Here is a 17,351-nt window from a genome sequence, read left to right as displayed (position 1 = left end):
TCATCATACCACATTCAGGGCCCCAAAAGGGGACTCGTAAATTTATAATTCGTTTGCAATGATCTGACCGTTAACGGCAAAACCCTTTAGGATAAAAAAACGCCGATGCCCGGATATACAAGCGTCGACGCCTTATATGTTTCAAAGAATGTGGATTACAAACCAGTTTCCTTAAAGCCGTTTTCACGAACTTCTTTTAAGGTTGCTGCGGATTTGCGCATCTTGTCCATTTCACTATCAGACAATGGTACTTCCACAACGTGGTCTAAACCTTCACCGTTAATAACGGCTGGGGTACCAATGAAGGTATCAGTTAAACCGTATTGGCCGTCTAATGCTGCACCAACAGGTAAAATTGCATTTTCGTCACGTAAGATGGCACGTGAAATCCGCATCAAAGCAGTGGCAACACCGTAGAAAGTTGCGCCCTTACGGTTGATGATTTCGTATGCCTTGTTGCGAGTTTCGTCTTCGATCTTTTCAAGTTCTTCACGAGAAACACCTTGGTCTTTAGCAATCATTGATAATGGCTTACCAGCAATTGTTGCTTCGTCCAAGTTAGCGAATTCTGAGTCACCATGTTCACCCATGATAAAGGCACTAACGTCACGTGCGTCAACGTTAAACTTCTTACCCAAAGCAACACGCAAACGTGATGTATCCAAAGAAGTACCAGAACCGATGACACGACTCTTGTCGAAACCGGAGAACTTCCAAGTGGCATAAGTCAAAATGTCGACTGGGTTTGCAGCAACTAAGAAGATGCCTTTGAAGCCTGAGTCAACGATTGGCTTAACAATGGTTGATAAAATCTTGAGGTTCTTGTTAACCAGGTCCAAACGTGTTTCGCCTGGTTTTTGTGGTGCGCCAGCTGTGATAACAACTAGGTCGGCATCCTTAGCATCGCTGTATTCACCAGAGTAGATCTTCTTTGGTGAAACCCAGGCAAGCGCATCTTCAAGATCGAGTGCGTCCCCTTCAGTGTGGTCTTTAAGGATATCAACAATGACAAATTCTTCTGCGAGTCCTTGTTGTGCCATGGCAAATGCGTAACTAGAACCAACAGCGCCATCGCCGACTAGTACAACTTTTTGATGATTTGCAGCCAAAATAATCATCCCTTCACTTAATAAATTTTTATTTGAAACCACTGTCATTATATCATAGGGAACTTTGTGAAATACAGGATTAAGTCGTTTGTCATGAGGTTCTAATGAGTGTGGTACGACAACGTTTGTGCTATAATTAATGCCTAGATAAGAGCAGGGCGTTTGCCGCACAAGGCAGGCGCTAATGACACTAACCAATGCGCAAAAGTGGCTGGTAGATCACGTGATTGTGATTTACCAGCACTTTTGCATGTTTTCAAACGTTGGTTAAGTTTACAAATAAATTGAGGTTATTGAATAATGAAAATGATTGTTGGTTTAGGAAATATTGGACCACAGTATGATCGTACGCGACATAATGTCGGTTTTATGGTGATTGACCATGTTGCGGAAGAATATGGTGTGACATTCAAACGCGCTAAACAAGAAGCGCTGATCGGTAGCACGTTGATTAGTGGTGAAAAGGTCTTACTGGTTAAACCGACGACATACATGAATGATTCGGGGCGTGCAGTGCGTCCGTTAATGGATTATTACGACATTCCGTTGGAAGATGTCATGATTGTCCATGATGATATGGACTTGCCAATTGGCAAAATTCGTTTGCGCCAAAAAGGATCCGCGGGAGGACACAATGGTATTAAGAGCATCATTGCTTACGTTGGTACCCAAGCCTTTAAACGGGTACGTGTTGGCATCGACCACCCAACGCGAATGAGCGTTGTTGACTATGTACTTGGTCACTTCACTGCTACTCAAACGATTGGTATTCGTAGTGGTATGGACGAAGCTCAAGCAGCAATTGAGAAGTGGGTTGAAGGAACAAAGTTTGACGAAGTAATGAACGAATTTAATTAAATTAGCACGTACTACTAGAAAGGTTATTTATGGAAATTCAGGATTTTATGCGCCGTGCGCCCGAATATCAGCAAATTGTTGCCGCAACTAATATGGGACGACAATTAGTAACTGGTATTAACGGCTCAGCGCGGACGTTGTTGATGGCGACCATGTTTATGGATCAACAACAAACACAGCTAATGATAACGGATACGGCATTTCATGCTGGTCAATTGGTAAATGATTTACAAAATTTATTACCTGACAACCAAGTTTTCAATTTTCCTGCAGAAGAAATGTTGGCTACTGAAATTGCCACCAGTTCACCAGAATCACGGGCGGAGCGCGTGCAGGCTTTGCACGCGTTACAATCTGATCAGCCAGTCATGGTAGTGACAGATCTGGCCGGATTACGGCGTTTCTTGCCGCAACCTGCTGATTTTAAGCAGGCTAGTTTGGTAATTGAAACAGGCGAAAACTATGATATGGCCAACTTGCAAACGCAGTTACACCAAATGGGTTACGGTCACGAACAGTTAGTGGCCCGGCCTGGTGATTACGCGATTCGTGGTTCAATTATGGATATTTACCCATTGGATGCGGATTATCCGGTACGGATTGATTTCTTTGACACTGAAGTGGATTCTTTGCGGACGTTTGATCCAGAGAACCAACGCAGTATTGATACGATTGATAACGTGACGGTTTTGCCGGCAACTGAATTCTTGGTCAGTGACGCGCAATTAGCTGCTGGTAAGAAAGTACTGCAAAAGCAAGTTAACAAACAGGCCGAATCGTTGACTGGCGAAGATAAGAAAGCTTTGTTAGCTCATTTTAGTGTATTGCTAGCTGATGATGCGACACCGAGTGCCACCCCTGAATTAGGACTGTATGCGAACTTATTTTATGACCAAACGGCTGGGCTGATGGATTACTTGCCCAAAGATGCGGTGGTATTGGTTGATGACTATGGTCGTTTACTAGATACTGATCGACGTATTGATGAGGACGAGGCCAACTGGATCACCGACCGTTTGCGAACTCACGAAATGTTACCTGATCAGGACCTAAGTCTAGATTTCCGAACAGTTGTGAGGGAAGTTAAGCGCCCACAAATCTTCTTCTCACTGTTTCAGAAGGGGATGGGTAACGTCCGGTTTAACAAGCTGACAAATTTTGTCAGTCGTGAAATGCAAAAGTTTTTCGGTCAGTTGCCTGTATTAAAGGGTGAGGTTGAACGCTGGCAAAAACAGAAGCAAACGGTTGTCATTATGGTCAACAATGAGGACCGGATCAGTAAGGTCAACGATACGCTTCACGATTTTGGCATTGCCGCTTCGCTGGATAAGGCAACTAACTTGACGCCGGAAAGTGTTCAGGTTGTGCCTGCTACATTGCAAAGTGGGTTCGAATTACCGAGTGCTAACTTGGTGGTCATTACAGAAACCGAAATGTTTGCCAAGGTGACCAAAAAACGTGCACGTCGACAGACTTTGGCTAACGCTGAGCGGTTGCGTAGTTACACGGAATTGAAGCCGGGTGACTACGTGGTTCATGTCAACCACGGGATTGGTCGTTTTGAGGGCATGCAGACCATGGAAGTGGATGGTGTGCACCAGGATTACATCACGATTGATTATCAAAACAATGCGAAGATCTTTATTCCGGTCACCCAGTTAAATCTGATTCAGAAATATGTTTCATCTGAAGACAAAACTCCGCGCATCAATAAACTTGGCGGGACCGAGTGGGCCAAGACTAAAAGCAGTGTGGCTCGCAAGATTGAGGACATTGCTGATGAACTGGTGGATCTTTACGCCGCTCGTGAAGCGCAAAAAGGCCATGCTTTCCCGAAGGACGATGCCTATCAAGAGGAGTTTGAAGCGGCCTTCCCTTATGTGGAAACACCGGACCAGCTTAGAAGCACGGATGAAATTAAGCATGATATGGAACGTAACAAGCCAATGGATCGTCTGTTAGTTGGGGATGTTGGTTTTGGTAAAACGGAGGTTGCACTCAGGGCTGCGTTTAAAGCCATTGAAGATGGGCGTCAGGTGGCCTTTTTGGTACCAACGACCATTTTGGCTCAGCAGCATTACGATACTATGGTGTCACGATTTGAAGGTTTTCCGATTAAAATTGGCATTCTGTCACGGTTTGATACGCCAAGCCAGATGCGGGCAACCTTGGCTGAGTTAAAAGCCGGTGATATTGATATCGTTGTCGGGACGCACCGTTTGTTATCAAAAGACGTTGAATTCAAGGATCTTGGCTTATTATTGGTAGATGAAGAGCAGCGTTTTGGGGTCAAACATAAGGAACGAATCAAACAAATGCGTTCTTCAGTTGATGTCTTGACACTGACGGCCACACCAATTCCACGAACTCTGAATATGTCAATGATTGGTGTACGAGACCTATCAGTTATCGAAACACCGCCAGCCAATCGTTACCCGATCCAAACGTACGTGATGGAATCTAGTCCGGCTGCGTTACAAGATGGCATTGCCCGTGAAATGGCTCGTGGTGGTCAGGTATTTTATCTGCATAATCGTGTTGACGACATCGAGCGGGTGGTTGAACAAATACGGCAACTAGTGCCCGAAGCGCGGGTTGCATATATTCACGGTAAGATGAGTGAAAACCAGTTGGAAAGTGTGCTTTACGACTTCATTCGTGGTGAATACGATGTACTTGTAACGACGACGATTATTGAAACTGGTGTGGATATTCCCAACGTTAATACGCTGTTTGTGGAAAACGCCGACAGAATGGGTTTGTCTCAACTTTATCAGTTGCGTGGTCGGATTGGTCGGAGTAATCGTGTGGCCTATGCGTACTTCACTTATCAACCGAATAAGGTACTGACAGAAGAAAGTGAAAAACGACTTGAAGCGATTCGTGATTTCACTGAGTTAGGCTCTGGCTTCAAGATTGCCATGCGTGATCTCTCAATTCGTGGTGCCGGTAATTTACTCGGTCAGCAGCAGCACGGGTTTATTGACTCCGTTGGCTATGACCTGTATACGCAAATGTTGTCGCAGGCGGTCGCTAAGAAACGTGGTAAAGAAGTGAAGGTTCGTTCTGACACCGAGATTGAACTAGGTGTCGAGGCATACTTGCCAACAACCTACATTGAGGATCAACGTCAGAAAATTGAAATTTACAAACGAATTCGTGAATTGGAAAATGAAGACCAGTACGTGGAAGTCGACGAAGATTTGATTGATCGGTTTGGCGATTATCCAACTGAGGTTGCCAATCTTTTAGCTATCGGTCACCTTAAGATGGTGGCTGATCAAGCTCTGATCAGTAAAATTCGGCGTGTGGACGACAACATTAACGTGACTTTGTCCAAACAAGGGTCTGTGTTGTTCAATGGTGAAGATATTTTTAAAGCGTTGGCTAGCACTAAATTACGGGCGACAGTCAGTGACGAAGATGGTAAGATGATGGTCAAACTTGTGATTCAACCGAAGATGACCGAGGCCCAGTGGTTAGCATCTCTGTCTGCGTTTGTTAGTGCCTTGGCGGATAGGGCAGAAGAATTAGCCACGGCATCAACGGCTGAACGAAAGGAGTAGCCATGCGCAAGCAAGCAGCCACATCGTCGCACCCTAAACGGCATCGGCAGTCACGTGGGCTGGTGAATGGCGCTTTACTGTTATCCTTTGCTGCGCTGATTGCAAAGGTGTTGAGTGCGTTTTACCGGATTCCGTTGCAAAACTTGGTCGGCAATACTGGTTTTTATGTCTACCAGCAAGTGTACCCACTTTACGGAATCGCGATGACGTTTGCGTTGAGCGGGTTACCGGTATTTATCTCAAAGCTTATTGCCGAAATCGATGAGGCGGCGGTTCGTCGTCAAGTTGCCAAACGGGTTTTGATTATTTTAGCCGTCTTTAGTGGTTGTTTGTTTGGACTCCTGTTTTTCGGTGCTCCAGCAATTGCTGTTGCGATGGGTGATCGCGGGTTGATTCCGTTGATTCAAGTAGTGTCGGGGATGGCTTTATTCATGCCAGGCCTGGCGGTTGGTCGCGGTTACGCACAGGGGCTCTTTGACATGAGACCGACAGCAATCTCTCAGGTTGTTGAACAGGTGCTGCGGGTTGCCATTATCATTGTGGTTGCCTGGTTGGCCGCTTCTCAGCACTGGATTGTGTATCGCATGGGTGCTTGGGCAATGAGTGGTGCGCTGTTTGGTGCAGTAGCGGCGCTGATTGTATTTGTGCCTTTTTATCAACAGTTATTTGGCCAACAAGACCGAGTCGCGCTGTCAAGAGACTATGATTGGTTAGTGTTGGCTCGCAGATTATTGCGCGAGGGTGGCACAATCTGCCTGTTTGCAGCGGTTGTCCTGTTACTTCAATTGGTTGATTCATTCACGGTCAAACGTGGCTTGGTTGGCGCAGGGATGACGCAAGCTGGTGCCAAGTCACTTAAAGGTGTCTATGACCGAGCTCAGCCGTTGATTCAATTGGGATTGGTCGTGGCAACCAGCTTTTCTGCAACATTGTTGCCAACATTGAGTGCGGCACTTAATGGTCGACGAGAAAAAGCAGTGCAAACAACTTTGACGACATTGATTCATGTTAGTGTAGCGTTATCAGTAACGGCGACTGCGGGATTGATCGTGTTAATGCCAATGATCAACTTGGTTTTGTTTGGCAGTATGACAGGCAGTATGGCGCTTGCCATTTATTGTTTAAGTATCGTTTTCGCCAGTTTAATCAGCACGTATAATAGTATTTTGCAAAGCATGAACCAGTACCGCTTGTCATTAATGGCCTTATTGGCCGGAGTGTTGGCAAAGGCACTATTCAACTATCAGGCGGTCATTTCGTTTGGAATCAATGGTGCCAGCTGGATGACAGTCATTAGTCTGTTTGTCATGCTGGTGGTGATCTGGCTTGGCAGCCCAGCGGAAATGCGTGAAGCGTTAACAGGGGGTCGATTTGTCCGCAAGTTAGGATTAGCAACCCTGGTAATGGCCATCATCACCGGTTTTATTGCCAATCAACTGCAAGTGTCGTTGGAACCGGGCCGAATATCCGCCATTTTGGTTACTCTAGTTGGTGTCATCGTTGGCGTCATAACCTTTGTTGGCATGGCTTTGTGGACTCGGCTCTTTTCAACACGTGAATGGCTCACACTACCTGGTGGCAAACGGTTATTGAAAATCATCGTGCAGTTTGAAAATAATTAATTCTTGTGAGAGATAAAAATAAATCGAAATAAAGAAAAGCGAGGAACTAACGATGCGGTTAGATAAATTTTTGAAAATTTCCCGAATCATCAAACGGCGCCCAGTGGCAAAAGAAATTGCTGATAAGGGACGAATTACAATTAACGGTAACCAGGCCAAATCATCCAGTAACGTGAATGTTAACGATGAACTGGTTATTGCATTTGGCAATAAAACATTAACGGTAAAAGTAGAACAATTGTTGGAGACGACAAAAAAAGAGGACGCAGAAAAAATGTACAAGATTGTGTCTGAAACCTATGCTAAGGATTACCGCACTCAGGAGTAGGGCGGCCGCTTGCATAACGAAAGTACGTTCGTATTAAGATGGAGTTAAACCCTTGATGTGTAACGGAATTGTCATTTACATTCAATTTTTCCGTTGCTATACTTTAAACAGTTGCTTAGAAAAAAGTGAATCTGTGACAAGGTGGCCAAAAAACGATGGAAAACGGACAATCTGTTCATCAACTGAATAACGATTATGTTAAACGATTGCGTGAAAGCGAACGTCAACATAATCAGCAGCAACATGATTTGTCCCACCGTCGTCGGCGGCGTGCTTTAAGAATCATAGCGGTGTTTGCTGTGATTGCTGTGCTTAGTTTTTGGGCATACGAAAAAAATGTCGCTAATCTTAACCAGATTAATGCGGAAAATGCCAAGACAAGCCGGCAACTAAAAACCGCAAATGAAAAAAATGGTCAACTTAACCAGCAGGTAAAACAATTGCATAACGATACTTATCTTACGCAATTGATTCGTGACAAGTATCTTTATTCGAAGAATGGTGAGATTGTTTACAATCTACCGAAGAATTCTAAATAGTTATTTGTTGAATAACAGCCGCAGTGACTTTGTCCGCGACTGTTTTATGTTACAATCATGGTAATTTTATGATATGCATCATACTAATGCAGGAGGATATATTTTTTTATGGCAGTGGAAGTCGGTAACAAGGTTTCTGGCAAGGTAACAGGCATCACGAACTTTGGTGCGTTTGTTGATTTAGGTGAACACCAGAGTGGATTAGTTCATATCAGCCAGATTTCGAATGAGTACATTAAAGATATTCATGATGTTCTGAATGTCGGCGATGAAGTAACGGTAAAGGTGTTATCGATGGAAAAGGGCAAAATTGCCCTTTCCATGAAAGCTGCTGAAGACCGTCCTGCAACGACTCAATCTCATGGTGAACATAGTCGTGGTGGGAATCATGAACATCACGAAAATCATGAAGGGCACGAGTTTCATAATGGTGGTCACGACAATCACAGCAACAATCATGGCCGCAATGAGCACGGTAATAGTCGCGGTGGTAACCGAGGCCATCAGCCTGATAACAGTTTTGATGGCATGATGGCTAGCTTCTTAAAAGATAGTGAGCAGCGGCTTGCGACACTTAAACATAATACTGAAGGAAAGCGTGGCGGTCGTGGTGGCCGTCGCAGCTAATAATTTAGAGCGAGTCATTTGTGATAAAGAGCATTTGGTTGATTGACGTTAAATGTCAAAATCATGAATACTTGTTTTGACGTAAATGATCCCATTCCCAAATCCGGGAACGGGATCATTTTTAGTATTTAGTGCACAACTTGACCTGCATATTGATCAAGTGGGAGTGTCGATTAAGCAACTATTTAACGAATGAGTTAACGAATGAAGATTTTGCAGACCGGCTTAAAAGGAGTCAATCAATGGATCGAGTTTTACAGCAGTTTTTGACTGCGAATCAGGCACATCAGTTGTGGCAGCCAGATGATACGGTGGTTGTTGCTGTATCAACAGGCGTAGATTCAATGACGTTACTACACCTTTTTTTGAATTTGCCAATTCAGCAACGACCATCCGTGGTGGTCGCTCATGTAAATCATCGACTGCGAAAGCAAAGTGATGTGGAAGAAGCCTTTTTAAAAGATTATTGCAAACAGCTTAAAGTACCACTGGTGGTTGCCCACTGGCTCCCAAAGGATCATCCCGATACTGGTATTGAAGCTGCGGCTCGCCGTTTTCGCTACGATTTTTTTGAACAAGTGATGACAGAATATCATGCGACATTGCTGGCAACGGCACATCAGGAAGATGAAACGGCAGAAACTGGACTCATGCGGCTCATTGAAGGTCGAAGCATGATAGAACCGTTGGGGATTGCTTGGAAACGTTCGTTTGGTAAAGGCGACCTGATTCGCCCCTTACTCGGCATTAGTAAGGCGTCCATCCGCGATTATGCACGTCGACAAGATTTGCAGACATTTGAAGATGAAACTAATGCGCAGCTGACAACCAAAAGGAATCGGCTCCGCCACCAGATTCTGCCGTTGTTAACGAAGGAAAATCCGTCGTTCAAGCATGATTTTGCCAATAACCTGAATGATCAAGTTGCTGTTAATACATATTTACAGCAGCAAGCCTCATTAGCACTTGTCGATATTGGTCATTCTGTTGATGCTTTATTACGGCACCCGATGCCAACTCTGTTGCTACTACGTCAGGCGTTTTCGGAACGAGTAACTGATGCGCTGATAGCGCCAATCGAATTAGCTGCCTGGCATAACGCCGTTATTGCGCTAATGTCTGCCAAGTCCGAATTTAACGTTGACTTGGGATCAGGTTGGCAACTGTGCCGACGGTATGATGAATTCACTTTTAAACGGTTTGATAATAATCAACAAAAAAACGCATCCCGGCAACAACCAGTTCGGGAAACTATGGTAACATTGAACAAATGGACGGCTGTGACAGGGACGTGTCAAGTGGGACTGTTTGAAGCAAGACGAGTAGTCACCATGCAACCCAATTTTTTGAGCGTACATTTGCATGTTGACGCAAGTGAATTACCGCTGCTGATTCGACAGGCTAAAGCCACGGATCAGTTGGCATTAAAGAATGGTCAACATCAATCAGTTAGACGAGTATTGATCAACCAAAAAGTGCCATTGGAAGAGCGTTCACATCAGTTGATTGTGACGACGGTCAACAATGAGCCATTATGGTTAGTGGGTCGTCGCATAGCTGTCACAAAGCCGGACCATCAGTTAGTCGAAATTTGCGTGAGATTGAGGCAAGGAGTGGAACATGAATAACGACATTGAAAAAACGCTCTATAGTGCGGAAGAAATTAAGGCTGCCGCACACCGATTAGGGATGCAGTTGACAGAGGATTACCGGGACAAACGCCCCATTTTGATTTCAGTTCTTAAGGGCGCTATTCTCTGGACGGTCGACGTGATGAAGGAAATGGACATTATGGCAGAGGTCGATTTCATTGATGTGTCTAGTTATCACGGCGGTCTGGCTTCAACTGGCGAGATTCAGCTCATTCATGATTTAAGTGCGGATGTCGCGGGCCGTAACGTTATTATCATGGAAGATATTATCGACACCGGGCGCACGCTTAAGTTCTTGATCGATTTGCTGAATGAACGTCACGCTAAGGACATCAAAGTATGTACTTTATTGGACAAACCAGAAGGGCGTGTCGTTGAGGCAAAGGCTGACTATGTCGGTTTCCAACTGCCGAAAGAATTTGTGGTTGGTTATGGGCTAGACTATAAAGAATTTTATCGGAATTTACCGTACGTCGGTGTTCTGAAACCGGAAGTCTACGAGAACGATAATTAATAGTTATAAGAAATAGTGTGTTAACCGAAATGACCGTGGAACTGAGGGTCAGCGAGAGCGTTCTCAAGAAACTTTAGGAAAAGCGAAAATAAGCGTTATTTTTGTTTGGTCAAGATAGGTCAATTGTGCTATGATATGATTCATCAACGGGGATAAACCCGTTAAGTTCAGTTTTCTGGACAAAAAATACTGAATTATGCTGTCAGGAGGCACTGTATGAACACACGCCGAAACGGACCAGTCCGCAACAGCCTGTTCTGGATCGTGATCTTCTTGTCATTTATGGGAATCTTGTATTTCTTCTTTGGCAATAGTTCCGGATCACAGACTCAGAATATTCGCTCTAGTGAATTTGTTCGTAATTTAAAGGATAACAAAATTAAGAACTTTCAGGTGCAACCTGCTGGTGGTGTTTACAAGATTACCGGTGAGTATCGGAAAGCTCAAAAAGTTTCCAATAACAGTAATTCAGCACTTGGACTAGGTAACAATCAATCCAGTAAGGCAAAGAGCTTTACCAGTTCTATTCTTGAAAATAACGCAAGTGTAAAACAGGTAACGGATGCCGCTGCTAAACATAACGTAAAGATGGACACTAAGGCAGAAGAATCTAGTGGTTTCTGGATTAATCTGATTAGTTTAATCTTACCGATTGTCTTGATTGGTTTCTTCTTCTACATGATGATGGGTCAGGCAGGTCAAGGCGGTGCCGGTGGTCGTGGCGGTGTCACGAGCTTCGGGAAATCCCGTGCTAAACCTGCAGATCCTAAGAGCAACACCGTTCGCTTTAGTGATGTGGCCGGCGAAGAAGAAGAGAAACAAGAATTGGTCGAAGTTGTTGAATTCTTGAAGGATCCTCATAAATTCACCACGCTGGGTGCACATATTCCAGCGGGTGTGTTACTCGAGGGCCCGCCTGGTACTGGTAAAACATTGTTAGCGAAGGCTGTTGCTGGTGAAGCTGGCGTACCATTCTTCTCCATGTCTGGTTCAGACTTCGTTGAAATGTTTGTCGGTGTTGGTGCTAGTCGTGTGCGTGACCTGTTTGATCAGGCCAAAAAGAGTGCACCCTCGATTATCTTTATCGATGAAATTGATGCCGTTGGGCGTCAACGTGGCACCGGCATGGGCGGTGGTCATGATGAACGTGAACAAACATTGAACCAATTGTTGGTTGAAATGGATGGGTTCACTGGTAACGAAGGTGTTATCGTCATGGCGGCTACTAACCGTTCTGACGTTTTGGACCCAGCTTTGCTACGTCCTGGTCGTTTCGACCGGAAGATTCTAGTTGGCCGTCCTGACGTTAAGGGTCGTGAAGCAATTCTGAAGGTTCACTCAAAAGGCAAGCCATTGGCAGCCAATGTGGATTTGAAAGAAATTGCGAAACAGACACCGGGGTTTGTTGGTGCGGATTTGGCTAACTTACTCAATGAAGCTGCTTTGTTAGCAGCCCGTCGTGGTAAAACTCAAATCGATGCGGCTGACTTAGATGAGGCCGAAGATCGAGTTATTGCTGGGCCGGCTAAACATGACCGGGTTATCTCTGACCAAGAGCGTCGAACCGTTGCTTTCCATGAGGCAGGCCATACAATCGTTGGGTTGGTACTTAACGATGCACGTGTGGTTCATAAAGTAACGATTGTTCCTCGTGGGCGCGCTGGTGGTTATGCCATCATGTTGCCACGTGAAGATCAAATGTTGATGAGTAAAAAGGATGCTAACGAACAGATTGCCGGTTTAATGGGTGGTCGTGCCGCTGAACAAATCATCTTTAACTCTGAATCATCTGGTGCTTCGAATGACTTTGAACAGGCAACACAGATTGCTCGTTCAATGGTTACTCAGTACGGGATGAGTGACAAATTGGGGATGGTCGCACTTGAAGGCGAAAACCAAGCTGCGATGGCTCAATATGGTCAACAGCCAAATTATTCACAAGAAACGGCTTCACTGATTGATGAAGAAGTTCGTCGTTTAACCACAGAAGGTTACACGGAAGCTGTTAACATCATTCAGAGTCACCGTGAACAGCACAAGCTGATTGCGGAAGCCTTGTTGAAGTATGAAACGTTGGATGAAAAGCAAATCCTTAGTTTGTTCAAGACAGGCAAAATGCCTGAGACGCAGCCTGCAGATGAAAATCCGCAAGCGGCAACATTTGAACAAGCCAAGAGCGCCTTGCAACAACGTGAACAGGAACGTGCGGCAGAACATGAAGTGTCAACTTCAGACTCTGCTCAACCTGATCAATCTGCAAGTGAGAGTGCAAACAGCCAAGCTAATAGTGCTGCAAGTGCAGATCACAGCGATGATTCTTCAGACTCCAACCAGTTATAATAATGAGCACATTATCGGAAATTAGGTTGTTTTCGATAATGTGCTTTTTGTTTTTAGAAAATGGAAGACTGGCGTTTGACTAACGTTTTTAACGTAATTGCGGTATACTAACTTTCAGAATTTTTTCAAGGAGTAAACTATGGCTAACTATTTAGTTAAAAGTATTATTGACGATGGTAATTTTCGTGCTTATGCCGTCAACTCAACCAATGTTGTTGCGGAAGCACAGCAGCGACATGACACATGGAGTGCGTCTTCGGCGGCCTTAGGGCGTACATTAACCGCTACACTATTACTTTCCACTTCGTTGATGAAGGGACAGGAAAGTATGACTGTCAAGGTTCAGGGAGATGGGCCAGCAAAGGGGATTGTGGTTGATGCAGATGCCAATGGCCACGTTAAGGGCTACATTGTAAATCCCCATGTCCACCTACCGTTGAACGATAAGGGACATATTGATGTTGGAGCTGCCGTTGGTAAGAATGGTGCATTGTCAGTTACCAAAAACTTAGGTTTGGATAAACCGTACACTGGTCAAGTTGCCTTGGTCAGTGGTGAAATAGGCGACGACTTCACGTACTATCTAGCACAATCTGAACAGATTCCATCAGCAGTTGGTGTGTCTGTCTTTGTTGAGAAGGATAACAGCATCGGTGTTGCCGGCGGATTCATGATTCAGGTGTTGCCAGGTGCGTCCGACAAAGCGATTTCAGAGCTTGAAACCAGTTTGAAGGACTTGCCCCAAGTGTCACAGTTACTCCGTGATGGTAAAACACCGGAAGATATCTTAAATGATCTGTTTGGCAAGGAGCGGGTCAAAGTTTTGGAACGTGTACCCGTTAGTTTTCAATGTGATTGTTCAAAGGATAAATTTGCCAAAGACTTGGCCAGTTTACCGGACAAGGACCTTAAAGATATGATCACTGAGGATCACGGTGCTGAAGCAGTTTGCCGTTTTTGTGGTAACAAATATCAGTTTAGTGAACAGGAACTACAAACGATTTTGAGCGAAAAGAACGCGTAGCGGAGGAAAACGATGAAGTGGAAAATTGGTGATATTGAGATTCCGAATCAGATTGTGGTGGCACCGATGGCAGGTGTGACTAATTCGGCGTTTCGACTTATCTGTAAAGAATTCGGTGCTGGACTCGTCGTTTGTGAGATGATTTCTGACCGTGGCATTATGTATAAGAATAAGAAAACCCTGTCCATGATGAAGGTTGAAGAGGCCGAACACCCGATGAGTATTCAAATCTTTGGTGGCACTAAGGAAACGTTGGTTCAAGCGGCAGAATATGTCGATCAACATACTGAAGCAGATATCATTGACATTAACATGGGGTGTCCCGTTAACAAGGTAGTTAAAACGGATGCTGGTGCTCGTTGGTTACTTGACCCTAACAAGGTGTATGAGATGGTCTCGTATGTGACTGATGCGGTCAAAAAGCCGGTTACCGTTAAAATGCGGACAGGTTGGGATCCTGATCATATTTATGCGGTGGAGAATGCATTAGCGGCTGAACGTGGTGGTGCTTCGGCTTTGGCTATGCATGGCCGAACACGGTATCAGTTCTATGAAGGACACTCAGATTGGAATGTCCTCCATGAAGTAGCCAAGGAAATCCATATTCCATTTATGGGGAATGGTGATATCCAAACGCCGCAAGATGCCAAGAAGATGATTGAAGAAGTTGGCGCAGATGCAGCAATGGTCGGTCGTGCTGCAGAAGGAAATCCATGGGTATTGGGACAAATGGCGCACTATCTTGAAACAGGCGAAATTTTGCCAGAACCAACGCCGGCTGAAAAAGTGGCGACTGCCAAAGAACATCTGCAACGGCTGGTTGATCTAAAGGGCGAACATGTTGGCCCCCGTGAGTTCCGAGGACAGGCTACGTATTATCTGAAAGGCATTTCTCACTCGGCGCGAACTAAGGTAGCGTTGAATAATGCCGACACACAGGAAGAAATGAACGACATTTTCGATCGTTTCTTGGATAAGCTAGCAGCGCGGGATGCTCGTGAAAGTTCACAAATTGCCGGTAGCTAAAGGTTATTTAGTGTAGAATGGTGTTTGTGAGAAATTGACAGAAGTGAGGGATTAATTTGGCAAAGCAAGAAGCAAGCATGAATGACCAGATGAAGGTTCGTCGTGAAAAGCTACAAGAATTGCGCGACGAAGGCATTGAACCATTTGGGCATCGTTTTGATCGGACACATTTAGCACAACAATTGCATGATCAGTTTGGTGAAGAAGACAAGGAAACGCTGGAGTCTCAAGCTAACGTAGTGACCATTGCGGGACGAATGGTTTCTAAGCGAGGTAAAGGTAAGGTTGGTTTTGCGGATTTAAAGGATCGTACGGGCAAAATCCAAATTTACGTTCGTAAAGATGTGATTGGCGAAGACATGTATCATGTTTTCAAACGTTCAGATATTGGTGACTTTATTGGTGTAAAAGGTGATGTCATCAAGACGGATATGGGCGAATTGACGGTTCGTGCACAGGAAGTTACTTTCTTGAGCAAGTCATTACGACCATTGCCGGATAAATTCCATGGTTTAACGAACCAGGAGCAGATTTATCGTCAACGTTATTTGGATTTGATTGCCAACGATGACAGCTTTGCTCGCTTCCAAAAGCGGACAAAGATTATTACTGCTATTCGTCACTATTTAGATGGCTTAGACTTCCAAGAAGTTGAAACACCAGTGTTACACAACATTGCTGGTGGTGCGGCTGCCCGTCCGTTTGTCACACACCATAATGCGTTAAATATTGAATTGTACTTACGGATTGCTTTGGAACTACATTTAAAGCGACTTATTGTCGGTGGTATGGAACGCGTTTACGAAATTGGTCGTGTTTTCCGTAATGAAGGTATCGACACGCGTCATAATCCTGAATTTACAATGCTGGAGTCGTACGTGGCGTACTGGGACTTTCATGATGTCATGGACGAAACAGAAGGTATTTTTAAGGCAGCTGCGCATGCAGTAACACCTGATGCTGTTGTGACTTACCAGGACCAAAAGCTTGATTTAAATAAGCCATTTAAACGTGTCCACATGGTAGACGCCATTAAAGAAGTAACAGGTATTGATTTCTGGAAGCCAATGTCATTGGATGAAGCAAAGGCGTTGGCCGATAAAAATGGCATTCACTATGAAAAGTTCTGGACTGTTGGTCATATTATTAACCAATTCTTTGAAGACAAAGTCCAAGACACGTTAGTTCAACCAACCTTTATTTATGGCCATCCAGTAGAAATTTCACCATTGGCAAAGAAGAATCCAGATGACCCACGGTTCACGGATCGTTTTGAGCTGTACATCATGGGAAATGAATTTGCGAATGCGTTCTCTGAATTAAATGATCCAATTGATCAGCGCGAACGTTTCGAGCAACAAGCTAAGGAACGGGATGCTGGGGATGACGAAGCTCAATTAATTGACGAAGACTTCGTCGAGGCCTTAGAGTACGGCATGCCACCAACCGGCGGTCTAGGTATCGGTGTTGATCGTTTGGTCATGTTATTAACAGATGCACCGTCGATTCGCGATGTTCTGTTATTCCCAACGATGCGCGCTGAGGATAATAGTGAGAATGAATAGTCTTAGTCATATACATGATCTTATGTATTGGTGACTAGCTAAGTCTATAGACGAACGGCGAGCTAAAAAGGGGATGATCACATTTATTGTGATCATCCCCTTTTTGCAGGAAAACGTAGTGGTGTAGTGGTAAGATGTTAAGTGCGGTTTTAAGCCATCTAGTTTTTCAACAGGCTCGCATCACAGGCGTTTTGTGGTCTATCCGTCTGAGGCAAACGGTGTATTTGAATGCTTAAATGAGAAAAAAATGATAATTGATATTTGTGCTTGACGATAAAAGCTGAAACTGATAATCTAGATAACGTTGTCAAAAGAGATCACTTAAATGTGAGTCGCAAAATGACAGCTATACCAATTTAAAAACGTCAATAATTAATTCAAATTAATCGTTGACAACAAAGACTTAAATTGATATGATTACTAAGTCGTCTGATATGTACCAATTACATGAGATGATGTAGATCTTTGAAAACTGAACAACGTTTCGACGAATCAAATGTGTAGGGTCTTTGAACGAAAGTTCGAAGCAATTACAATTGTGAAGTCAATTCACTTTATAACCAAGTAACAACAAAACAAGA

At 44.3% G+C, this 17,351-nt stretch carries 13 protein-coding genes; 12 read left to right on the top strand and 1 reads right to left on the bottom strand.

Annotated elements, in window-relative coordinates:
• Window positions 1-155 precede the first annotated feature (155 nt).
• The gene (locus LDK34_RS10660) at window positions 156-1,118 is read right to left on the bottom strand and encodes an L-lactate dehydrogenase (protein WP_017260491.1); all 963 of its coding nucleotides are present in this window, start codon (window positions 1,116-1,118) and stop codon (window positions 156-158) included.
• Between the two features lie 291 nt (window positions 1,119-1,409).
• On the opposite strand from LDK34_RS10660, the gene pth reads away from it, so the two are divergent.
• The 12 genes from pth (at window position 1,410) to lysS (ending at window position 16,770) form a co-directional block, all read left to right on the top strand.
• Window positions 1,410-1,967, top strand: coding sequence for an aminoacyl-tRNA hydrolase (pth, locus tag LDK34_RS10655; protein ID WP_178942102.1), 558 nt, complete (start codon window positions 1,410-1,412; stop codon window positions 1,965-1,967).
• A gap of 29 nt (window positions 1,968-1,996) precedes the next feature.
• Window positions 1,997-5,533 (top strand): transcription-repair coupling factor, encoded by a 3,537-nt coding sequence (gene mfd / locus LDK34_RS10650; RefSeq protein WP_236941827.1) that lies wholly within the window; start codon window positions 1,997-1,999, stop codon window positions 5,531-5,533.
• A gap of 2 nt (window positions 5,534-5,535) precedes the next feature.
• On the top strand, window positions 5,536-7,155 hold the full coding sequence (locus tag LDK34_RS10645) for a putative polysaccharide biosynthesis protein (protein WP_236941826.1): 1,620 nt from the start codon (window positions 5,536-5,538) through the stop codon (window positions 7,153-7,155).
• Window positions 7,156-7,207: 52 nt separating this feature from the next.
• Window positions 7,208-7,483, top strand: a complete 276-nt coding sequence (locus LDK34_RS10640) for an RNA-binding S4 domain-containing protein (RefSeq protein ID WP_017260487.1) — start codon at window positions 7,208-7,210, stop codon at window positions 7,481-7,483.
• A gap of 155 nt (window positions 7,484-7,638) precedes the next feature.
• Window positions 7,639-8,022, top strand: a complete 384-nt coding sequence (locus tag LDK34_RS10635) for an FtsB family cell division protein (RefSeq protein WP_161002326.1) — start codon at window positions 7,639-7,641, stop codon at window positions 8,020-8,022.
• Window positions 8,023-8,130: 108 nt separating this feature from the next.
• Entirely contained in the window at window positions 8,131-8,649 is a 519-nt protein-coding gene (locus LDK34_RS10630; protein ID WP_161002327.1) for a S1 domain-containing RNA-binding protein, read from the top strand.
• Window positions 8,650-8,891: 242 nt separating this feature from the next.
• Complete coding sequence (tilS, locus tag LDK34_RS10625; RefSeq protein WP_178942105.1) at window positions 8,892-10,277, top strand: tRNA lysidine(34) synthetase TilS; 1,386 nt, start codon at window positions 8,892-8,894, stop codon at window positions 10,275-10,277.
• Window positions 10,270-10,815: a hypoxanthine phosphoribosyltransferase gene (gene hpt, locus LDK34_RS10620; protein WP_161002329.1), complete on the top strand. Its 546-nt coding sequence runs from the start codon at window positions 10,270-10,272 to the stop codon at window positions 10,813-10,815. The genes tilS and hpt overlap by 8 nt, the downstream gene beginning before the upstream one ends.
• A gap of 216 nt (window positions 10,816-11,031) precedes the next feature.
• On the top strand, window positions 11,032-13,155 hold the full coding sequence (gene ftsH, locus LDK34_RS10615) for an ATP-dependent zinc metalloprotease FtsH (protein WP_178942106.1): 2,124 nt from the start codon (window positions 11,032-11,034) through the stop codon (window positions 13,153-13,155).
• 139 nt (window positions 13,156-13,294) lie between these two features.
• A complete protein-coding gene (gene hslO / locus LDK34_RS10610; protein ID WP_178942107.1) occupies window positions 13,295-14,179 on the top strand; it encodes an Hsp33 family molecular chaperone HslO in 885 nt (294 codons plus the stop codon).
• 12 nt (window positions 14,180-14,191) lie between these two features.
• On the top strand, window positions 14,192-15,205 hold the full coding sequence (dusB, locus tag LDK34_RS10605) for a tRNA dihydrouridine synthase DusB (protein ID WP_161002332.1): 1,014 nt from the start codon (window positions 14,192-14,194) through the stop codon (window positions 15,203-15,205).
• Between the two features lie 77 nt (window positions 15,206-15,282).
• Window positions 15,283-16,770: a lysine--tRNA ligase gene (gene lysS / locus LDK34_RS10600; protein ID WP_420871572.1), complete on the top strand. Its 1,488-nt coding sequence runs from the start codon at window positions 15,283-15,285 to the stop codon at window positions 16,768-16,770.
• The last annotated feature ends 581 nt before the right edge of the window (window positions 16,771-17,351 follow it).

Source organism: Furfurilactobacillus milii (assembly GCF_021654115.1).
GTDB lineage: Bacteria > Bacillota > Bacilli > Lactobacillales > Lactobacillaceae > Furfurilactobacillus > Furfurilactobacillus milii.
The sequence above is the reverse complement of the archived record's forward strand: the minus strand, read 5'-3'. Positions and strand labels throughout refer to the sequence as shown.